The organism is Thermodesulfobacteriota bacterium, assembly GCA_026415035.1.
Taxonomy (GTDB): Bacteria; Desulfobacterota; BSN033; order BSN033; family UBA1163; genus RBG-16-49-23.
Map to the genome: position 1 here is coordinate 59977 of JAOAHX010000012.1, position 21466 is coordinate 81442.

Genomic DNA, 21466 nt, shown 5'->3' on the forward strand with positions numbered 1-21466 from the left:
GTCCAAACGAATAGTTCAATTTTCGATATTCGGTTTTCGGATTCAAGGGGTTCACGATGGGACGGACCGTTTTGCCTTTCAGCCAGGTCCTGGAGCAGGAGATCCAGCAGTGGCGGAAATTCCGACGGGGCCTGCGCAAGGAGGATCAGCAGTTTCTCGACCGCCTCTTCGAGAAGGCGAGGCTCCATGTCCAGGCAGGGGTCTACGCCTCGAGGCCATGGCCGTTTGAGACGATCCTGATCTCCATGCTTTTGGAACACGAGAAGGCGCTCACGGAGTTGAGGGCGGTCCTCTCCGAACTTCGAACGCATCCGCCCGAGCCCGCTTCTGAGTGAACCGGTGCAACTGCGCGGGTGGCTCTTCGATCTCTACCCCCTCGGCGCCTCGATGATCCTCTGGATCAAAGGCGAGGAGGGGTCGATGCATCGATTGGAAGATCCCTTCCGGCCCCGATTCTATGCGCAGGGGAAGAGGAAGGACGCCGTGGCCCTCTTCGACTTCCTCCAGAGACGCCGAGAAGCTACCGGCTACCGATGGGTCAGGAAGAGGGAGTTCTGGAGCGGAGAGGAGATCGAGGTGATGGAGATCGAGATGGTCGATCCGGAACATTACGCTCACCTTCCGAGGATTCTCTCCCCCTGGGAGGAGAGGCTCACCCTTTACAACTGCGACCTCCCTGTCCCGCAAGCCTACCTTTACGAGAAGGGCCTCTTTCCCACAGGCCGATGCCTTGCCGAGGTCGAGGGAGGCCGGATCTTCAAGATCGAGGCCGACCCGTCGGAATCGTTGTGGACGGACGAGGGAGACCTGCCCGACCTCAGGGCGATGACCCTGAGCCAGGAGGGCTCGGGAAGGGGGAAGGCGCTCCTGTTGGAGTGCGAGGGATATCGGGTAGAGATGGAGGAGGTGGATCTGGCCGAGCTCGGAAGGTTCCTTCACCGGTTCGATCCCGATGTGGTCCTGAGCGACGGCGGCGACGGCCTGCTTCTGCCCTTTCTCTTCTCGTTGGAGAGGCGGGCGAAGATCCGCCTTCCCTGGGATCGGGAGCATCGGCTCGTGCCGAGGCCGGTCGATCCGAAAGGCTACTCCTACTTCTCCTATGGCCGGACCTATTACCGGGCCGCAGGCCACCTCCTCTTCGGAAGGTGGCATATCGATCGCCGAAACTCCTTCCTCTACGGAGAGTCGGGCCTGGAGGGGGTGATCGAGCTTGCGCGGTTGGGAAGGATTCCGGTTCAACGGATGGCGCGGACCTCTCCGGGAACGGCCATCACCTCCGTGCAGATGAACCAGGCCTATCAGGAGGGGATCCTCATCCCCTGGAGGAAGGGCGAGCCCGAGAGGTTCAAGACGGCCTTAGACCTTCTCGTTTCGGACAAGGGCGGCCTCGTCTTCCAGCCGAAGTTGGGGATCTTCGAAGGGGTGGCCGAGATCGACTTCGCCTCGATGTATCCCACCATCATGGCCATCCACAACATCTCTGCGGAGACCGTGCTCTGCCGGTGTTGCGAGAACCGCCAGGTCCCGGAGGCCGGCTACACGATCTGCGAGAGGCGGGAGGGGATCGTTCCCAAGACCCTCAAGCCGATCCTGGCGAGGAGGGCGTGGCTGAAGGAGAGGATGAAACGTCTCGAAGGAGGTGGCCCCGCAGAGGGGGCAAGAAAGCGGGAGGTTTACGACCGAAGGCAGACGGCGTTGAAGTGGATGCTGGTCACCTGTTTCGGCTATTTAGGCTACCGGAACGCCCGCTTCGGGAGGATCGAGGCGCACGAGGCGGTGACGGCCTTCGGCCGGGAGAAGCTCCTTCAGGCGAAGGAGATCTGCGAGGCCGAGGGGTTCGAACTTCTCCACGCCATCACCGACTCGCTCTGGATCCGGAAGGAGGGGGTGACCGAAGAGGAGGTCCTCGGCCTCTGCGAAAGGATCAGCGAGGCCACCGGCGTGAGGATGAGCCTGGAGGGGATCTACCGGTGGATCGCCTTTCTCCCCTCGAAGGTCAACCGGGTAAGCCCTGTGGCCAACCGCTATTTCGGTCTTTTCAAGAACGGGAAGGTGAAGGCGAGGGGATTGGCCTTCCGGCGGGGCGATACGCCCCCTCTCGTCCAGGAGGCCCAGGCCCGGATGATCGAGCTCCTGAAACATACCGGGGATGTGGGTGAGTACCGGTTAAAGATTCCGGAGATTTTAGACCTCTTCCTCGAATATGGCCTCCGCTTGACAGAGGGCCGGGCGAGACAGGAGGATTTGATCATCGCGAAGAGGATCTCCCGGGAGCCGCAGGCCTACAGGGTGGATAGCCTCACCGCCCTGGCAGCCCAGCAACTGGAGGATACGGGCCTTTCGATCCACCCCGGAGAGAAGGTGAGGTATGTGATCAAGGAGGCCCTCTCGAAGGACAAGTCGGAGCGGGTGAGGCCCTATCCGCTCGCGGGGCCGGACGACCTTTACGATGTCAAAAAGTATCAGGAGATGCTCGCCAAGGCGACCGAGGAGCTCCTCGTCCATTTCGGCTACGATGCGAAGGGGCTTCTCACCCTGCTCGAAGCCAAACCCGCCGGCTTTGGCCCTGATGGAGTGAATTGACATCTCCCGTTTTTGTGCTATTTTTAAACAGAGGGTGGTTCGAGACCTGTCCATACGGTCCTGGAGGTTTGCCATGAACAAAGAGGAACGGCTGAAGGAATTGAGAGCGAAACTGGAGGAGTTGAGGAAGAGGGATCCCTCCCACTGCTCCGGCACGGAGACCTTCATCGGCCACACCGGGCATTCGATGTCTCCGGAGCTCTTTCAGCAGATCGAGGCCCTGGAGGAAGAGATCAAGAAGTTGGAGAAGGGATCCTGATCTTCCTACCGGGTCGGTTCCTCGCCTCTTCCCAATTCCATTTTTTGCATTTCAGCGGAATGCCCCGCCTCGTTCTCTACCCTCTTTTAAGAGAGGGGTGGTGACCGTTTTTTATCTCATGAGGCCATGAATCCCCTCGACCTCCTCTTCATCCATGTCCCGAAGTTTTCCAATTATTATAAGCCCTTTGGCGAGTATATGACCGTCAACCTCATCCCCATGGGGACCTTCGGACTGGCCGATCTCCTCCATCGAGAAGGATACCGGACCGAGATTCTCCACCTCGGCCTGGAGTGGATCGAGAGGAGAAGCTTTTCACCCCTTCCTTTCCTAAAAGACAAGAGAGCAGAGGCCGTTGCCCTTCCGCTCCATTTCCATTCCCAGGCCTATGAGGTGATAAGGGTTGCAGGGGAATTGAAACAGGATCGGCCCGAGACCTTCGTCCTCCTGGGAGGATACACCGCGAGCTACTTTCACCAGGAGATCCTCGCCCACTTTCCCCAGGTCGATGCGGTCATCCGCGGGGATGCCGAGCTTCCCCTCCTCCAACTTCTCAAGGCCAGGAAGGAGAGGAGAGGGTTCGAAGAGATTCCGAACCTGACCTATCGCGAGGGAGGGAAGATCAGGGTCAATCCCCTTACCTACGTCGCCTCCGAAAAGGATCTCGATCGGCTCTCCTTCACCAACCTCTCCCTGCTTCACGATCGCCAGACCTATCTCCGCTATATGGGCCTCCCTTTCGTCTGGGCGAAGAAGCTGACAAAAGAGGAGAACAGGAGACGCTTCCACCTCGGATATTCTGTCTTCCCCCTCAATATCGGCAGGGGGTGCCCTGGCAACTGCACCTGGTGCGGCGGAGGGGGCCTTGCCCAGCAGCTTGTCAATGGAAGGAGGGGGGTGAGCTTCCGCTCTCCTGAATCGGTCGCTCAAAGCGTGGCAGAGGCCCTTGAAATGGGATACGAGATGGTCCACATCGCCTTCGATCCCGGACCCGAAGGGGAGCGGTATTATCGGGAGCTCTTCCCGATCCTCAGAGATCGAAACCTTCGCACGAGGGTCTATTTCGAGGCCTTCTCTCTTCCTTCGGAGAATTTTCTTGAGGACTTCGGCCGGACGTTCGTCCTCGAAGGTTCCACCCTCGCCCTCTCCCCGGAGTCTGGGGTCGAGCGAATCAGGAACAGGAACAAGACCTTCTCCTATTCCAATGACGCCCTGATGAGGACGATCTCTGCGGCGGAACGGCTGGGGATTCGGGTCGATCTCTTCTTCTCCCTGGGCATCCCGGGAGAACGATACGAGGATTTGGCCGCGACAGCCTCCCTCCGGAGAGAGATCAAACGGAGGTTCAAGAGGGTCGGAAGGATCTGGTCAGGTCCCATCTCGCTCGAGCCGGCCTCTCCATGGCATCTCCATCCCGAGGCCTTCGGGATCGTCTCCACGAGGAGGACCTTTTTAGATTTTTATGAGGCCAGTTCACCCGAAGGAGGGGGGCTGGGTTACTTCATCCCTGATTATCGAACAGGAGGGAACGATTTGGACGAGAAAGGTTTCGGGAAACTCCTGGGGGAGGCAAAGTGCAGGGACTTCTGTTCCCTCCATCCCGATCCGACCCGGGCGAGCCATCCCTTCTGGGGGAGGCTCTTCTGCCGATATCTGAGCTGGAGAATGAAGGGCAGAGATGGATGAGATTTTGATCGTGGATGGGACACTGAGAGAGGGTGAACAATCCCCGGGCGTTTTCTTTACCAAGGATGAGAAGGTCGAGATCGCCCTTGCCCTGGACCGGGCAGGCGTCCCCCTCCTCGACGTGGGAATGCCCTCCATTTCAGAGGAGGAGAGGGAGGCCATCAAAGCCATTGCCCAATTGGGGCTTCGTGCGTCCGTCGGGGTCTCGATCCGATTGAGAAAGGAAGAGGTCGACCAGGCGTCCCTGTGCGGCGTGAAGGAGGTCTTCGTCATCTGTCCGGTCAGCGCCCTTCACCTCCGGTCGAGACTCGGCACGGATGAAAGCGGGGTGAGGGCCCTTCTTAAAGGGGTCATCGAATATGCGATGACCAAGGGCCTACTGGTCAATTTGGTCGCCGAGGATGCCACGAGAGGGGATCTGCATTTTTTGAACGATTTGACGACCCAAGCTTACCGGTGGGGCGCCCGCAGGGTCTTCCTCTGCGATACCGTAGGGGTGATGGAGCCCTTCAAGATGAAGGAGTTCGTGAAGGGGGTGAGGGAGGCCATCCCGGAGGAGATGGCCATAGGGGTCCACTGCCACAATGACTTCGGCCTTGCCACCGCCAATACCCTCGCGGCCATTGAGGCCGGAGCGACCTTTCCATCGGTCACGGTCAACGGGATCGGAGAACGGGCGGGCAATCCCCCTCTCCATGAAGTCGTCCTCGCCTTAGAGAGGATCTATCGTCGGCCCCATCGCATCGATCTGAAACAACTCTACGGCCTCTCCCGTCTGGTGGAGCGGGCCTCAGGACTCTTTATCCCTCCCCATACCCCGGTGGTGGGCTTCAATGCCTTCCGTCACGAATCGGGGATCCATGTGGACGGCCTTCTGAAGAATCACCAGACCTACAAGGCGATCGAGCCAGAGGACCTGGGAAGGGACTCCTCTTTCGTCTTGGGGAAACATACGGGAGCCCAGGCCGTCCTGCACCTCCTTAAAGAGAGGGGGTACGAGGCGAGCGAAGGCGAGGTCAGGGAGATCCTCCGGCAAGTGAAGGCGAGAAAGACCTCGGAGGAAAAGAGGGGGATCGGTGAGATGGCCAAAGCGTTGGAGAGATATTATCAGGAGCATCTCGACTTCCCGCTTGAGAAATTCTATGAGATCGTCGAAGGGGTTTTAGGAAGGAGAGGGGTTAACGAGGGTGGCCCAGGGAATCACGGGTGAGATCATCGAGAGGCATGCCGACGGGCAGAGAGAAGGAGCCTACCTCTCCGTTCAGGTGGACTTCATCCTTCTACATGACCCCACATTTGCCCTGCTCCTTCCCGAATTGAAGGCATCCGGAGAGGAGATCTGGAACAGGGAGAGGGTGCTTCTGACCGTGGACCACTTCGCCCCTCCCTCCACGGTAGAAAGGGCCAACCTCGTAAGAGACGTGCTCTCCTATGCAAGGGAGAAGGGGCTGCCGAATCTTTCGATTTATCAAGGGATCTGCCATCAACTCCTGGTGGAGGGGCCCTGGTTGAGGCCAGGGATGTTGGTGTTGGGGGCCGATTCTCACACCGTGACCGCGGGTGCGCTGGGGTGCCTGGCGACGGGTTTGGGATCGACCGATATCCTCTATAGCCTGATCACCGGCCGAACCTGGCTCAGGCCGCCCGAAGCGGTCAGGATCGATCTCAAAGGGGAACTTCCCGCCTATGCGATGGGAAAGGATGTCATCTTGAACCTCCTGGGAAGATACGGAGAGGGAGGGTTTCTTCGGAAGGCGTTGGAGTTTTATGACCTAAAAGGGAAGATCTCCATGGACGACCGCCTGGCCATCTGCAACATGGTCGTCGAGGCAGGGGCCGAAAACGGGCTCTTCCGACCCGATCGGGTCACCGAGGAGTATCTCGTCGAGCGAGATGGGGGGTGGTCTTCCGGGTTCGCATTTTTCGGAGAAGAGCCGCAATACGCCGAAACCATCGAGCTCGACCTCTCAGAACTGCGACCCCAGGTGGCCCTTCCCCACAGCCCTGCCCGGGTGGTCGATGCCGAAGAGGCCGAGGGAGAAGGCATCGATTCCGTCTTCATCGGCTCCTGCACAGGAGGGAGGCTTAGGGATCTCGAGGTGGCCGCAGAGGTCCTCAAGGGGAGGAGGATCGCCCGAGGGTTGTGCCTCCTCGTCTGTCCGGCCTCACAGAGGATCTACCGTCAGGCCATGGAGAAAGGATATCTCTCTGCGATCGCCGATGCAGGAGGCGTGATCCTCAACCCGAGTTGCGGCCCATGCGGAGGCATCGACAAGGGGATTCTCGGAAAAGAGGAGAGGTGCTTGAGCACCTCGAACAGGAATTTCATGGGGAGGATGGGCGATCCCACCTCGAAGGTCTATCTCGCCTCTCCGCTCACTGCGGCCGCTTCCGCCCTCGCAGGCAGGATCACCGATCCGAGGAGGGTGAAGGGATGACCTTGCCGGAGTTCCTCGCGGGCCGTGTCTGGAAGTTGGGAGACCATGTGAATACGGATCTCCTCCATCCTCCCTCTCACTTTACCACGGAGGAAGGGAGGTTGAGGGACGGAATCGAGGCAGGGATGGAGAGGATGGCCAGCGTGATCGAGGGGGATTCTTCCGAGGAGGGCTGGATCATCGTGGCCGGCGAAAACTTCGGATGCGGCTCGAGCAGGGAGAGTTCCGTAAGGGGGCTTAAGGCCTATGGCATCAGAGGGGTGGTCGCTTCTTCCATCGCGAGGATCTTCATGCGAAGTCTCGTCAACCTCGGCATCCCTGTCTTCGAATGCAGGGAGATCCAGAAGCACGTGGAGAACGGAGACCGGATTAAGATCTCCGTCTCGGGAGGGTGGATCGAGACCTCCGGCTCAAAACGATTTCCCTTCTCAACGATGGATCCCCATCTCAGGAGGATTCTCGAGGCAGGCGGGCTCATGGGTTATCTCCGGAGGGAGAGGGATGGAATATGACTATGACGTGATCGTGGTTGGAGGAGGGCCAGCCGGGCTCTGCGCGGCCATCCGGACGAGGTGGGTCAAAAGGTACAAAGCCGTTCCCTGCAGCACCCTGCTCATCGAGGGCTCCTATCTGGGCGGATTGGCCTCCTGGCAGGGCTGCCTCTTCACAGGACCCTCCTGGCGGATGGACAGGAAAGAGATTGTGAGTCACCTTTTGAGGGATGTGGAGCAGTTGAGGATCGATTATCATCAGGCCAGGGCGGTCCGGATCGAAACCGGAGGAGAGGTCAAGAGGGTCTGGACCTCGGACAAAAGGGTCTTTCGGGCTCTTACGGTGATCCTGGCTACGGGGATCAAATTTCTCGTCAACGAACGGGACTACTTGGGAAGGGGCCTCGAGGTGACGAGCATGGGATATGAAGCGATCGTCCACCATCTGAAAGGGCTCCTTCGGAAAAGATGGGAACCTCGTCTGATCGTCATCGGAAGCGAGAAGCTCCAAAATCTCATCCCCTTGATCCGGAAACTGAATGAGGGGCGTTCGGTCCTGACCATCGTCATGGAGGGCGATGGAGAACCTCCGGAAGAGGGCGTCCTCAGGGGATGGGTCGAACGATATTGGGGGGAGGGGAGGCTTGAAGGCATAACGGTCCGGACCGCCGGGGGAGTCAGGCGAATCCGGTGTGGCATGGCCCTTCTCGATTTCAACTCCTACGAACTGATGCCCTCGTGGAGAATGGAGATCGACGGGGACGGCCTCGGCTCGCCTTTCTTACGCGTCAACCTGGACATGGAGACCGCGATCCCCGGGATCTTTGCGGCGGGCGATGTGACTTCAGGAGGATACAACTCCTTTTCGAGGGCGGTCGCCCAAGGGATCGCTGCCGGGCTGAGTGCCTATCGATATGTCTTTCGGAAGAAATTTGGGGATGAGCCCCCCCTGTTTGCCTACCGGCCGAGCGACTTTCCCCTCCCGATCGAATTCGGAGAGCTTCCTCCCTTGAGGCCGAATCTTCGGCCAAAATCCTTAGTTCCAAAAGAGGAGCTCCAAAAGGCCCTTGGCCGGGATTGGCCGGGATTATCAAGGATCCTCGATGGAAAGATCACCCTTGAGGAGATCGTCAGGAAGAAGAGGGTTTCCATGGAGGATCTGAACGAGGTGCTGACCCGATTGGTAGAGGAGAAGAAGATTACCTTTCACGTCGAGGTAGAGGGATGAGTTCTTTGCCGCCGGAGGTCATTGAGCTTGACCGGAAGATCATCGACTTTATCCGCCGGGGAGTAGACCACTGGGACGAGGAGGGGTTTAACCGCCTGGCCCTCGAGATCTTCGAACTCCAGTTCAGGACAATCCCCCTCTACCGGCGCTTCTGTGAGAGGAGAGGGGTGACCCCCGATACGATCGCCTCCTGGAAAGAGGTCCCCGCCCTTCCCACAGATGTCTTTAAAGTCGCCGAGCTTTCCACCTTTCCCTCCCATGTCGTTCGGACCTTCATGACAAGCGGGACGACCCGCTCGGACGAAAGAGGAAAGGTCGGCTACGATGAAGGGGGGTTGAGGCTGATGGATGAGACGATCAAAGAGGAAGCCGCCTCCTTCCTCTTTCCCGACGGTGTGAGGACGAAGATGTTGATCCTCGCCCCTCCGCCCGAGATCGCTCCCCATATGGTCATGGCTTACGGGATGGGTCGGCTGAAAGACACCTTTGGACTTCCTAAGAGTCGATTCCTCTTAGGCCCGGAGGGTTTTGAGGTGGGACCCCTCATCCAGGAACTCCGTGCTTCGGAGGAGGAGGGGATACCCGTCACCCTGTGCGGCGGGTCGTTTGGCTTTGTCAATTTTTTCGACTATTGCCGGGAAAAAGGTCTCCGGTTCAGCCTGCCGCCAGGCTCCCGTACCCTCGATGCAGGGGGGTTCAAAGGCCGAAGCAGGGAGGTGACGCGGGAGGCCTTTGTGACCGACTGTGAGGAGCTCCTCGGGATCCGGAAGGAGTATTCCGTGAATCTCCTCGGGATGACGGAGATTGCCTCGCAATTTTATGACAATACCCTTCGCAATCTCCATCGAGGGGTTCTGGCCCCCGCGGCCAAAGTCAATCCCCCGTGGACGAGGACGGTTGTGGTCGATCCCGAGACCCTTGACCCCCTCGGGGAGGGAGAAGTGGGCCTGCTCAAACACGTCGACCTGGCCAACCGGGGCCACCTCTTGAGCGTCCAGACCGATGATATTGGCAAGAGGACCGGAGAGGGATTTGAGGTCTTCGGAAGGGCGAAGGGGGATTCGAGCCGAGGCTGTTCTCTGACCATCGACGAGTGGACCCGCATCTTAAAGGAGAGATGATGGAAGAACTGGAACTGGAGGCCTACCGCCTCCCTCCCAACTGGAGAGGAGAGGTCGAATCCTTTCGCCGGGTGGTCTTCGAAGATGGGGCCACCCGGATCTTCTTGAAGATCCCTTCGATCCGTCAAGAGGCGATTCGGTCCCTCACGCGGCATCTCAAGGAGAGGCGGGAGGAGTATCTCGCCGACCTTCCCATCGAAAGGATTGTCGAGGTCCTGGACGAGGCCTCCCGGAGATGGCTCGACCGAAGATATCCCTTGAGACGCCTGGCCCTCGATGCGATTCCGCTCCTCACCGGTCTCTCCCGGGAAGGGGTCGAGGCGAGCATCGATGCGGAGATGGAGAGCTCCTGCAGGGACGACATCTGGCGTGCCCTCTGTCTCGAGATCGGAAATCCCCTCTATTTGAACGATTTTCAATACAATCCCCATCTGGGCGGTTACAGCCGTTGCTTCGGCCCCGAGTTGATTCTGGCGATCTTTTCGGAGAATATTCCCGCCCTCCCCCATCTCCTTTTCATGAGGGCGGCCCTGGTCAAATCAGCCTGTATTGGGAAAGTGGCAAGCGGAGAGCCCATCTTTGCCCCGCTCTACCTGAGGACGATCGAGGAGATCGATCCTGAGATGGCCGAATGCATGGCCGTTCTCTACTGGCCGGGGGGGACGGAGGAGATCGAGTCCTCCCTCTTTGGTCAAGTCGATGCGGTCATCCTGTTCGGTGGGGTTGAAACCTGCCGATCCCTCCTCGAAAAGATCCCCAGGAGGGTGAAGGCCATCGTCCACGGCCACCGATTGGGGTTTGGGGTGATCGGTCGCCAGAAGCTGAGGCGGGAGGGCCTGGAGAGGCTTGCGGAGGACGTGGCCCTGGACTGTTCCATGTTCGACCAGCAGGCCTGCCTCTCCCCGCATGTTTATTACGTCGAAGAGGGAGGGGAGGTTTCGCCCAAAGCCTTCGCCCGAGCCGTGGCCGAAGCCATGGAGAGGGTAGGACGTAGGATGTCGAGGGGGAGGGTTTCTGTCTCTGCTGCGGCCTCGATTCACCAACTGAGGGGGAGCTATGAATTGAGAGAGTTGAACCGAGAAGAGGTTCTGCTTCTGACCTCTCCCAAAGGCACGGATTGGACCGTCGTCTATGAGAAGGACCCCGGGGTCTTTTTGCCCTCTCCGTTGAATCGTTTTCTAAGGATCTTCGGGGTCGAGGACATTTTCAAGATCCCTGCGGCCCTGGAGCCCGTTCGGGACTTCCTACAGAACGCGGCGGTGGCCATCGGAGATAAACGGGAGCGGGAATTTATTAACCTCCTCGGGGCGTTGGGAGTGAGCCGGATCACCTCGCCCGGGAAGATGGCCTTCCCTTCGATGATGTGGCATCACGACGGGATCTCACCCCTTGCCTCCCTCCTCCGGTGGTGCGATGTGGAGAAGAAAGAGGGCTCCTGAAGGGGAGAAAAAACATGAAATATTCGATTGCCACCAACTGGGACTTGGCATTGCTTGATCGACTGGAGGGGACTGAGGTCGAAAGCCTTTACGGTCAGATCTGGGGGGATCCCTTGGGTGGAGGACGGATGGCCCTCTTCATCCCAAAGGTAGATCGGGGGGCTGCCTCCACCTTCATTCGGGAAGCGAGGCGAAGGGGTCTGGGATTCAACTATCTGATGAACGGGACCTGTCTTGATAACTTGGAATTTACGAAGAAGGGCTACGGAACCCTTGTGGAGCATATCGAATGGGTCGCCTCGACCGGCGCCGATATGGTGACGGTCACTCTTCCCTTCCTGCTGGAGGTCGTCAAGAGGGAGGTTCCCCCTCTGAAGGTGGCGGTCTCTTCCTTTGCCCGGGTGGTGAGTGTTCAGCAGGCAAGGGCCTGGAGGGAGATGGGGGCGGACAAGATCATCCTGCCCGAATCGGTGAACAGGGATTTTCGAACTCTCCAACGGATCCGGGAGGCGGTCGATTGCGAGCTGGAACTGATCGCCAATCACTGCTGCCTCTTCCAGTGTTTCCTCGACCTCCATCACCGGAACATGGTCTCCCACGGCTCTCAGGCCGGCCACCCCTGCGGAGGGTTTGCGCCGGATTACTGCAAACTGGCCTGCCAGCGGCTGAAACTCTTGAGGCCGGAGGAGCTGATCAAATCGACCTGGATCCGTCCCGAGGACGTCCCCTCTTATGAGGAGATCGGAATCGATTGTCTGAAGCTCGTGGAACGCTTCAGGGGGACCGAGAGTCTCCTTCAAATCGTCCATGCCTATGAGCGCCAGAGGTTCGAGGGAAACCTGGTAGACCTTCTCAGCCTCCCCCAAGCCGGGGCCTTCCTTTCTCCCAATTTGGAGATCCTCGCCAGGACCGATCTCGTCGAGCCCGAGAAGATGGAGGCGGTGATGGCTGTGCTCCGGGAACCTTTTTCGGGAAGGGTGCATATCGACAATAAGAGGCTCGATGGCTTCCTGGACTTTTTCAAGGAGAAGGATTGCCTCCGGATGGATTGTGAGCGGTGTGGGTACTGTAAAGGGGTGGCCCGGAGGGTGATCCGCATCGACGAAGCCTGGCGCGGACAGATGGTTGCGAGATTCGAACGGGCCATGACGATGTTAACCACGGGAGAGGTGGCGGGTTTTCTCAAGGTTTGAACCTTGACGGAACCTCGGCAGAGGGTTAAGAAGGAATCAGGGGAGGCCTTTCTGTTCGCAAACCTTACCCAATGGATCTTGGAGTTGATGAGGGCCCATGGACAGCTCTCGGTCTTCATCGGCGTGATGATCGAACAGGTGATCGTTCCCATCCCCTCGCCGATGATCGTCATGGGAGCCGGGGCCATCTTGATCCCTCCAGATCTTTCCGTGCCCAACGGCCTTCTCCAGATCCTCTGGGTCATTGTCCTGCCCGGGACGATCGCTTCGACCTTAGGGTCTTTCATCGGCTACACGATCAGCTATTATGGGGGGAAGACGCTGGTCATTCGCCTGGAGAGATTTTTAGGGGTCGATTGGGACGAGATCGAAAGGCTGGAGCGGCGTTTCCAGGGGAAAAAGGTGGCCTTAAGCCTCCTTCTTTCGAGAGCCATTCCCGCTTTCCCCCTTTCACTGGTCTCGGTCTTTGCGGGCCTTCTCCGTATTCCCGTCCGGCCCTTCACCCTTTATACCTTTATCGGTTCGATCTTCCGTATTCTCTTTCTCGGTTTTCTCGGGTGGTGGGTGGGAGCGACCTACGAAAAGATAGCCACTCAATTCGATACATTGGAAACGATCGTTTCGGTCCTGATGCTGATCGCCATGGGAGGCGCGCTTGGATATTTTTATTACAAATTCCGAAGGAAGGGCTGAAATCCTTCCTCAGGGGGGTATTGGACATGGGGGGAATCTACTTTGGAAAGGAGGTCAGGGAATGAAAGTAACGGTGGATGAGGAGACCTGCATCGGGTGCGAGGCGTGCGTCGATATCTGTCCGGAGGTTTTCGAGATGTCGGGCGACAAGGCCGTCGTGAAGGTCAATGAAGTGCCTCAAGACCTGGTCGCCTCTTGCAAGGAGGCGGCCGAAAACTGTCCCGTGGAAGCCATTCAAATCGAAGATTGACTCTCAGAAAAAAAGGGGCATCCCGTCTTTCGGAATGCCCCTTTCCTCTCCATTCCCCTCCAGCTGGGCTGGATCAATCGAAATACTCTTTGATCTCCTTATAGCGGCTCGGGTCCCGCAGCCGTTCGAGGGCTTTGGCCTCGATCTGACGGATCCTCTCCCGGCTGAGGCCGAACTGCCTGCCGATCTCTTCGAGGGTACACTCACCGTCCTCCCCGATGCCAAAACGGAGTCTGAGGATCTTCTCCTCCCTCGGGGATAGACCTGACAGGAGCTTGCTCACCTGATGGACCAGATCCTTCTCGAGGAGCGAATCGGCAGGGGAGAGGCTCTTTTCGTCAGGGATCAGGTCTTCGAGGGTGCTGTCCTCTTCCCCGATGGGCATATCGAGAGAGATCGGTTCCTCGATGAGGTTGAGGATCTTTTCGACATCGTTGAGAGGGATGCCACTGTCTTTCGAGAGCTCCTGAGAGGTCGGTTCCCTGCCCAGTTTCTTGACCTGGTCCTTGAAAGATTTCATCATCTTTCCTTTTATTTCGAAGAGGTAGTTCGGGATCCGAATCGTCCTCGACTTTTCCGCGAAGGCCCTCAAGATGGCCGCCCGGATCCACCAGGAGGCATAGGTGCTGAACTTGTAACCCTTGGTGTAGTCGAACTTGGCCATCGCCTGCATCAGACCGAGGTTCCCCTCCTGGATGAGGTCGAGAAAGGAGAGGCCCCGATTGGCGTACCGTTTAGCGATGCTGACCACCAAACGGAGGTTGGCCTCGATGAGCTCGTTCTTCGCCTGCTGGGTCTCGAGGACGGCCTGCTGATAGCGGCTCAATAACTCTTTATACTTTTTAGTCTTCTCCCTTCTTTCGGCAGGAGACAACTTCTTTTTTCCGTTCTTGGCCTTCGTTTTGTTCGAGCGTGAGCCTCCATTGGTGGACTTCTTCCCGTTCTTCTGGGCTTGAGAGGGATAAAGTTCTGCCTTGAGGCGATTGGTCTTTATCTCGAGGGCTTTGACCAGCTCCTCGCCTTCCTTTATCCTCTTGGCCAGGTCCACCTCCTGTTCCGGGGTGAGCAGAGAGATCTTTTCGAGGCTTTTTAGGTATTCGAGAGTGATATCGTTGGAGAAGTAGTAGGGTTCATCCTGAAGCCCGTGGTTAGGATGTAAATCCTCATGCTCCTCGCCGATCATCTCTTCCCCTGGCTGGAGCTCAAAGTCGTCGAGCGTGGCCTCATCCAATTCGTTTACGTTGTACATCGGGGGGTCGACCGGAGCTAAATTTGGTACTGCGTCCTCGATTCCGGAGGGAGAAGAGATATCTTCGGCCACGAGTCTCATCGCCAAGGATTCCTCTTCTCGCTTCTTGCCATTTGTTCTGCCCTGTTTCAATTTTAACTCCTTTCTATTATATATATAAATAAAAAACCCCTTCCAACCGGACCTCTATTTGGAAAGGGTGAACCACCCGATATTCAATACCTTTGCTTTTATTTATGCCTTTTTCACTATCTCATTTACAGCCTCGGCTCGGATGACCCATCCTCCCACCTCTAATATATTAAAATAAACCCCGTTTGTCAAGGATTATTTTTTAAGATAATTATTCTTTGATTACAATGAGTTAAAAATTTTTTCGAAAATTTTCCCATTTCATATAGGATTTGTTCTAAACCTCCTCACCCATTCGTCTGATAGAGGCTTTCATTTTACAATCGGATGGTTCTGAGTTGACTTTAAATAGCCCTTCTTTTATATAGTTTCTTATCTCTCATTTGGCCATTTCGAAGATGAACAAAATAGAACAAAATTATTTGATTTCAAATGGTTATGTTGATCTTCACCTCCATACCACCGCCTCTGACGGGGTAAAGACCCCTTCCGAACTGGTCTGTTATTCAAAATCTAAGGGTCTTCGGGCAATATCCATCACTGACCATGACACGATCGATGGGTTGGAGGAGGGATTGGCCGAAGGGGCGAGGATCGATTTCGAGGTGATCCCCGGGGTGGAGATCAGTGTCGAGCATTCTCCAGGGTCAATGCACCTGCTCGGTTATTATATCGACATTGACTACCCCCCCTTGACCGCCAAGCTGGCCTACCTACAGAAAGCGAGGGCGGAGAGAAATCCCAAGATGATCGAAAGACTGAATCGATTGGGGATCAGGATCACCTATGAGGAGGTGATCAAGGCCTCCGGCGGAGGGCAGGTGGGGCGCCCGCACTTTGCCCAAGTTTTATTAGAAAAAGGGTATGTCAAGAGCTTTCAAGAGGCCTTCGACCGTTTTCTCAAAAAGGGGGCTCCGGCTTATGTAGATAAAGAGAGGTTTACCCCCCCGGAGGCCATTCGCTTTATCATCGAAGCGAAGGGGGTTGCCGTCCTGGCCCATCCGAACACCCTCGGCCTGAACGGCCATGCCGAGCTGGAAGGCCTGATCTTGAACCTGGTCCGGGCAGGGCTTAAGGGGATAGAAGTCTATTATCCCGAGCATTCCCCAGAGGAAATCCTACGTTATAAAGGCCTGGCCGAGAAGTATGGTCTGGTCATGACCGGGGGTACGGATTATCACGGTATCGACCGAGAAGGGCTTGATGTCGGGGTGGGAAAGGGAGAGATGAGGCTCCCCTATGCGATGGTCGAGGCCCTGAGATCGGTAAGGAACCGGTCAAATTTGTAAAGGGAGAGGCGAAGGTGGTCATCCTTCTCCTTGCGGTCACAACATTATTATGGGGAGCGACCCCCATCCTCGAAAAGATGGGTCTGACGAAGGTGGACCCCCTGGTTGGGGTAACCCTGCGCAGTTCGATCGTCACCGCCGGGCTTCTCTTCCTTACGGTGGTTATGGGGAAGGGAAAGGACTTGATCTCGGTGGACGGTAAAAGCCTTCTCCTTTTCGGGGCAAGCGGGTTGATGGCCGGGCTTTTCGGGATGTGGACCTATTATATGGCCCTCAAACTGGAACCCACCTCCAAAATTGTCCCGATTGCAGCGAGCTACCCCCTGATCACCGCCCTCCTAAGCGTCCTGGTCCTGAACGAAGGATTGAGCCTTCCAAGGGTGATCGGAACGGCCCTGATCGTCTCGGGGCTCTGGTTGGTCAAATAAGTCAACGGAGTTGCGGAGAAAACGATGAGGAAACGGAACAAGACGAATCGCCTAAAAGCGGCTTTGAAGAGAAAGAATGTGAAAAGGTCTTTAAGAAAATCGAAGGGTGAGCGAAAGTACCCCTCTTAAGCCTTTCCGGACTGGGGTCAGAAGAACGTGGTTCAAGGCTCCATCCCAAGACTCGTGTTTTCGGACTCCAAAGGGAAGATCTACGACCATCCCCATCTCAAGCTGGCAGGCCGTTCCGGAAACCAGTATCTCCGACCCGAACCTTCCGAGCTGGTGCCCCTTCCAAAGGGGAGTCAATTATTTATCCTTCCCGGAAGGGTTCCTGTTGGATGGGATGAGAAGGTCGAGGCCTTCGTTCCCATGGAGGGGGTAAAAGGCCCTCGAGGGGCCTCCCCTCATGCGGTCGCGGCCTTTCTGCCTCCGGGCTATGTCCGCACCCTTCTGCCGGCAACCGAGCTCAGAGAGAACGCCCCCATCCTCCCCCTCTGGGCCTACAGTGCTGTCGGGTGGAGCGCGGGGAAATTCTGGGCCACAGGAATCCTCATCGATCCAAATCCTCACTGGGACCCGAAATATTTTGGAAACGACCGTCTGCTTCAGAGAAAGGTCGGTGTCTCTTTAAAAAAGAGCCCCAAGAATCGCCTTCTGAAGCAGCTCGCCCGATGCGCCCTCGAATATCATTGCTTCGCCGCGAAGAACGTCTTCTTCCAGAGGTGGGAATGTCCCCTTCCCACCTCCCCGACGTGCAACGCCTCCTGCTTGGGATGCATCTCCCTTCAGCCTTCGGAGTGCTGTCCGGCCTCGATGGAGAGGATCGAGTTCGTGCCAACGCCGGAGGAGGTCGCAGAGGTGGCTGTCCCGCATCTGAAGGAGGCGGAGGATGCGATCGTCAGTTTCGGCCAGGGCTGTGAGGGAGAACCCTTGCTCCAGTGGCGACTTCTCGAAAGGGCGATCCGGATCTTCCGGGAGGAGACCGATCGGGGGACGATCAACCTCAACACGAACGGGAGCTATCCCGAGCGGGTGAGAAGGCTTTGCGAGGCCGGCCTCGATAGCCTCCGGGTGACCCTAAACAGTCCCAATCCGAAATCGTATCATCATTACCATAAGCCGAGGGGATATCGGTTTGAGAAGGTGGTGGAATCCCTCCTCGTGGCCAAAGAGAAAGGGATCTATACGGCGATCAACCTCCTGGTCTTTCCCGGATTCACCGACCGGGAGGAGGAGCTGGAAGGACTGATCCAACTGGTCAGAAAGACCGATCTCGATCTCATCCAGTTGCGCAATCTGAATATCGACCCCGACCTCTACCTTCGGGCGATGGGAGAGGGAACGGGCATCGGGATCCCGAAGATGGTTAAGGTTCTCAAAAGGGAGTTTCCCCGCCTCCGGTTCGGCTATTTCAACCGGACCAAGGAACGATTCGATACCCCTCCTTAAGGTTTCTCCGCGATCAGACTGGCGACGGCCTTCTTTCTCCCGCCCTCCTTAAAGATTCCCTCACGGTAATAGAGGATGCGGAAGTCCGTGAAAAGCCGGAGCAGTTCGTTGGGCTTGAGGAAGTACCGTAGCTGTTTTGGGCCTGCGGTGCCGATCTTTCTCTGTTCGAGGAGGTAGGTCTCGAAGATGACCCGACCGCCCTTTTTCAGCCCCTTTTTGATCCTCGGGATGAGCCTCCGGTTGAGGAAATAGAAGTTGGCGATGAGGTCGTAGCCTTCTTTTTCGATCGGATAGACGTTTAGGTCCGCGCACGTGGTGTGGATTTTCACCCCCGCCTCTTTTGCAAGCCTTCTCGCCTTCTTTAAACCGACCTCGGAGATATCCACCGCCTCCACCTCAAAACCCTTCTTTGCCAAAAAGACGGCGTTTCTTCCCTCTCCGGAGGCGAGGTCAAGGGCTCTGCCTCCTTTGGGGAGGTAGCGAAGGTGCCTCTTCAAGAAAGGGTTTGGGGCTTTTCCGAAGGCGTAACCTTTCTTAGAAAACCTTTCGTCCCAGCGCCTCAGGTCTGATTTCATCAGGAACCTCCCTCAAACCCTACCATGGAATTTCCGGAGGGTCAAATCGCCCTGACCTTCCCCTTTTCGTCCATGTTGACGCTTACCACATTAAGTGATAGGGTTAAAGGGGAAGGCGGGCCGTAAGAGATAGGGGATCAAAGGGAATGAGTTAGTTAGACCTCGAAATCAGAGGAAAGAGAAAGGGGGGATTTCAAAGATGGGGGAGAAAGAAGGAACCCGGGGGCTTCAACTTCGATTGATCGAGGCCATCACGCGGGCACAGGCCAATTTCATCACCGGCGTTGACTTCCGCGAGGTTTCCGAATCCCTCCTTTCCGATATTCTCGATTTGACCGAGAGTGAATACGGTTTCATCGGCGAGGTCCTTTATACCACCGAGGGAAAACCTTTCCTCAAGGTTCACGCCATCACTAATATCAGCTGGGATGAAAAAACCCGGACCTTTTATGAGCAAAAGGCCCCCGGGGGGATGGAGTTCTTTAATCTCAAGACCCTTTTTGGCGAAGTGATCACAACCGGTGAACCGGTCATCTCCAACGACCCTGCCGCAGACCCAAGGCGAGGAGGCACCCCCGAAGGACATCCTACCCTAAGGGCATTTTTAGGCCTTCCCATCGAGGTGGGGAAGAGGCTTGTCGGGGTGGCCGGCGTTGCCAACCGCCCAGGTGGGTACGACCTGAAGATCGTCCATTTTTTACAGCCCTTATTGAATACCATCGGACAGCTCATCGAAGCGAAGCGCAGCAGCATCGAGCGGACGAAGATCGAGGGGGATCTTCGAAGGGCGTTGGCCGAGCTGTCGGCCATCCATCAGAATGCCCCCATCCTGATGTTGGTGGTCGATCCGGAGCGACGGGTGCGAAAGGTCAACGGCGCTGTCTCCCTCTTTACAGGGCTTGGAGAAGAGGAGATGATCGATCGTCGTGAGGGAGAGGCCTTGCGCTGCCTTCACCACCTCGACGATCCCCAGGGATGCGGCTTCGGGCCTGAATGTACCACCTGTGGGATCCGCCTGGCCATCGAAGAGACCTTTTCAACGGGAAGAAGTTTGAGAAATGTGGAGGTATGGATCCCTTATGCCAGGGGCGAGGAGGTGGGGAGGGCGTGTTTTCTGGTCAACACGGCCCATTTGAAGGTGGACCCCGACGAAAGGGTGCTGATCTGCCTTCAGGACATCTCGGATCTTAAACGGACCGAGGCCGAACTCAGACTTTCTGAAGAGAAGGCGTTCAAGGCCTTTCAAGCAAGCCCTGCCTGGCTGGTCATCAGCTCCCTCGAAGAGGGGCGCTATCTCGAGGTCAACGAGGCCTTCCTCAGAAGCACAGGGTTCACCCGCGAAGAGGTCATCGGTCGGTCTGCCCTTGAACTTAATATATGGGCCGATCCCGGAGAACGGGCAGGTCTCGTCTCTGAATTGAAGGAAAGAGGGTCGGTGAGAGGCAGGGAGGTGACCCTTCGAAGAAAGTCCGGGGAACCCATAAATGTCCTTCTCTCGGCCGAGATCATCGAGATCGGCGGGGTGAAGTATATGCTATCGGCCTCCCTCGACATCACGGAGCGCAGGAGACAGGAAGAGGCGCCGAGGAGGTCGGAGGAGAGATATCGGACCCTGGTAGAAGGATCCATAGATGCCATCGCCCTCTTGGATCCGGAGAGACGGATCCTCTCCTGCAATCAGGCCTTCTGTCAGCTCTTTGGTTATGAACGGCAAGAGGTGGAGGGGAGGTCGATCCGGATCGTCCATCGATCCGATGAGAGCTTTCGTTCTTTCGGCGAACTGGCTTACCCTGTTATTAAAGAAAAGGGGAGTTTCAGAGGAGAGTGGACCTTTGTGCGGAAGGATGGGGCGGAGATCGAAGCGGAGGTGGTTTTATCCACTCTTCGATCTCCAGAGGGTTCCATCGCCGGATATGTCAGCATTTCGAGAGACATGACCGAGCGAAAACGAGCCGAGCAGGAGAGGGCAATCCTCCAAGAACAGCTCCGCCAGTCGCAGAAGATGGAGGCCATCGGGAGGCTCGCGGGCGGGATCGCCCACGATTTTAACAATATCCTCACGGTCATCAAAGGGTCCTGTCAGCTCTCCCTTCTCGGACTCCATGAAAAGGATCCTCTTTATGTTCACCTCAAAGAGATCGAACAATCAGCCGACAGGGCTGCGGATCTCATCCGCCAGCTCCTGGCCTTCAGCCGAAAACAGGTCTTGGAGCCCCGGGTGCTGGACCTCAACGGGATCGTTAAAAACCTTGAGAAGATGCTCCGCCGGATCCTCGGAGAGGATATCGAGCTGGTCACTTTTCTTGGAGAGGAGATCGGCCGGGTGAAGGTCGATCCTGGACAGATGGAACAGGCGATCATCAATCTCGCGGTGAACGCAAGGGATGCGATGCCGAAGGGGGGAAAGCTGACGATCGAGACGGCAGATATCGAGCTGGATGAGGATTATGCCAAAAGGCATGTCGGGGTGATACCGGGAGCCTACGTGATGTTGTCGATCAGCGATACAGGGATCGGGATGACGCCCGAGATTCAGGAGAGGATCTTTGAGCCTTTCTTTACTACGAAGGAGAGGGGCAAGGGGACGGGATTGGGGCTTTCCACGGTCTATGGCATCGTGAAGCAGAGCGGGGGCAACATCTGGGTCTATAGCGAGCCTGGACGGGGAACGACGTTCAAGATCTATCTCCCTCGTGTGGAAGGCCCCCTGGAGGAGAGGAGAGAGGAAGCGAGCTCGGAGGTTTCCCGGGGAAGTGAGACCATCCTGGTGATCGAGGACGAGGAGATCGTTCGGAAGCTGGCCGTCCGTTTGCTCAAAAGACAGGGGTACAACGTCCTGGAGGCGCCCGATGGGGGAAAGGCGTTTATGCTCTGTGAGAGTTACCGGGAGCCGATCCACCTCATTTTAAGCGACGTGGTCATGCCCGGGGTGAGCGGTCGAGAGCTGGTGGAGCGTCTCCAGA

General features: G+C 57.0%; 19 protein-coding genes. 17 read left to right on the forward strand and 2 right to left on the reverse strand.

Features of this window, described 5'->3' with window-relative positions; all coding sequences use genetic code 11:
- The first annotated feature begins 56 nt into the window (after nucleotides 1–56).
- The 13 genes from N3G78_08725 (at nucleotide 57) to N3G78_08785 (ending at nucleotide 13381) form a co-directional block, all read left to right on the forward strand.
- The gene (locus N3G78_08725; protein ID MCX8117999.1) at nucleotides 57–335 is read left to right on the forward strand and encodes a hypothetical protein; all 279 of its coding nucleotides are present in this window, start codon (nucleotides 57–59) and stop codon (nucleotides 333–335) included.
- Nucleotides 336–339: 4 nt separating this feature from the next.
- Nucleotides 340–2583: a hypothetical protein gene (locus tag N3G78_08730; protein MCX8118000.1), complete on the forward strand. Its 2244-nt coding sequence runs from the start codon at nucleotides 340–342 to the stop codon at nucleotides 2581–2583.
- A gap of 73 nt (nucleotides 2584–2656) precedes the next feature.
- Nucleotides 2657–2842, forward strand: a complete 186-nt coding sequence (locus N3G78_08735) for a 2-hydroxyacyl-CoA dehydratase family protein (protein ID MCX8118001.1) — start codon at nucleotides 2657–2659, stop codon at nucleotides 2840–2842.
- 126 nt (nucleotides 2843–2968) lie between these two features.
- A complete protein-coding gene (locus N3G78_08740; protein ID MCX8118002.1) occupies nucleotides 2969–4528 on the forward strand; it encodes a radical SAM protein in 1560 nt (519 codons plus the stop codon).
- Nucleotides 4521–5738 (forward strand): homoaconitate hydratase, encoded by a 1218-nt coding sequence (gene aksA, locus N3G78_08745; protein MCX8118003.1) that lies wholly within the window; start codon nucleotides 4521–4523, stop codon nucleotides 5736–5738. Before N3G78_08740 ends, aksA begins: the two co-directional genes overlap by 8 nt.
- Nucleotides 5716–6966: an aconitase/3-isopropylmalate dehydratase large subunit family protein gene (locus N3G78_08750; GenBank protein MCX8118004.1), complete on the forward strand. Its 1251-nt coding sequence runs from the start codon at nucleotides 5716–5718 to the stop codon at nucleotides 6964–6966. Before aksA ends, N3G78_08750 begins: the two co-directional genes overlap by 23 nt.
- Entirely contained in the window at nucleotides 6963–7478 is a 516-nt protein-coding gene (locus N3G78_08755; GenBank protein MCX8118005.1) for a 3-isopropylmalate dehydratase, read from the forward strand. Before N3G78_08750 ends, N3G78_08755 begins: the two co-directional genes overlap by 4 nt.
- Complete coding sequence (locus N3G78_08760; GenBank protein ID MCX8118006.1) at nucleotides 7468–8685, forward strand: hypothetical protein; 1218 nt, start codon at nucleotides 7468–7470, stop codon at nucleotides 8683–8685. Before N3G78_08755 ends, N3G78_08760 begins: the two co-directional genes overlap by 11 nt.
- The gene (locus N3G78_08765; GenBank protein ID MCX8118007.1) at nucleotides 8682–9806 is read left to right on the forward strand and encodes an acyl-protein synthetase; all 1125 of its coding nucleotides are present in this window, start codon (nucleotides 8682–8684) and stop codon (nucleotides 9804–9806) included. The genes N3G78_08760 and N3G78_08765 overlap by 4 nt, the downstream gene beginning before the upstream one ends.
- Nucleotides 9806–11245 (forward strand): hypothetical protein, encoded by a 1440-nt coding sequence (locus N3G78_08770; GenBank protein MCX8118008.1) that lies wholly within the window; start codon nucleotides 9806–9808, stop codon nucleotides 11243–11245. Before N3G78_08765 ends, N3G78_08770 begins: the two co-directional genes overlap by 1 nt.
- A 14-nt stretch (nucleotides 11246–11259) precedes the next feature.
- The gene (locus N3G78_08775) at nucleotides 11260–12438 is read left to right on the forward strand and encodes a U32 family peptidase (GenBank protein ID MCX8118009.1); all 1179 of its coding nucleotides are present in this window, start codon (nucleotides 11260–11262) and stop codon (nucleotides 12436–12438) included.
- An 87-nt stretch (nucleotides 12439–12525) separates the two neighbouring features.
- A complete protein-coding gene (locus tag N3G78_08780) occupies nucleotides 12526–13131 on the forward strand; it encodes a VTT domain-containing protein (protein ID MCX8118010.1) in 606 nt (201 codons plus the stop codon).
- 61 nt (nucleotides 13132–13192) lie between these two features.
- Nucleotides 13193–13381: a ferredoxin gene (locus N3G78_08785; GenBank protein ID MCX8118011.1), complete on the forward strand. Its 189-nt coding sequence runs from the start codon at nucleotides 13193–13195 to the stop codon at nucleotides 13379–13381.
- 73 nt (nucleotides 13382–13454) lie between these two features.
- Here the strand turns inward: N3G78_08785 and N3G78_08790 are convergent, their stop codons facing one another.
- Nucleotides 13455–14711: a sigma-70 family RNA polymerase sigma factor gene (locus N3G78_08790; GenBank protein MCX8118012.1), complete on the reverse strand. Its 1257-nt coding sequence runs from the start codon at nucleotides 14709–14711 to the stop codon at nucleotides 13455–13457.
- Between the two features lie 449 nt (nucleotides 14712–15160).
- Here N3G78_08790 and N3G78_08795 point away from each other — a divergent pair, with 449 nt between their 5' ends.
- The 3 genes from N3G78_08795 (at nucleotide 15161) to N3G78_08805 (ending at nucleotide 17928) form a co-directional block, all read left to right on the forward strand.
- Nucleotides 15161–16051, forward strand: coding sequence for a PHP domain-containing protein (locus tag N3G78_08795; protein ID MCX8118013.1), 891 nt, complete (start codon nucleotides 15161–15163; stop codon nucleotides 16049–16051).
- 14 nt (nucleotides 16052–16065) lie between these two features.
- Nucleotides 16066–16479 (forward strand): EamA family transporter, encoded by a 414-nt coding sequence (locus N3G78_08800; protein ID MCX8118014.1) that lies wholly within the window; start codon nucleotides 16066–16068, stop codon nucleotides 16477–16479.
- A gap of 183 nt (nucleotides 16480–16662) precedes the next feature.
- Complete coding sequence (locus N3G78_08805) at nucleotides 16663–17928, forward strand: radical SAM protein (GenBank protein ID MCX8118015.1); 1266 nt, start codon at nucleotides 16663–16665, stop codon at nucleotides 17926–17928.
- Here N3G78_08805 and N3G78_08810 read toward each other — a convergent pair.
- Complete coding sequence (locus tag N3G78_08810) at nucleotides 17925–18503, reverse strand: methyltransferase domain-containing protein (protein MCX8118016.1); 579 nt, start codon at nucleotides 18501–18503, stop codon at nucleotides 17925–17927. The two genes, N3G78_08805 and N3G78_08810, sit on opposite strands and share 4 nt — an antisense overlap.
- 199 nt (nucleotides 18504–18702) lie before the next feature.
- On the opposite strand from N3G78_08810, the gene N3G78_08815 reads away from it, so the two are divergent.
- A partial coding sequence (locus N3G78_08815; GenBank protein ID MCX8118017.1) for a PAS domain S-box protein occupies nucleotides 18703–21466 on the forward strand: 2764 nt, incomplete at its 3' end.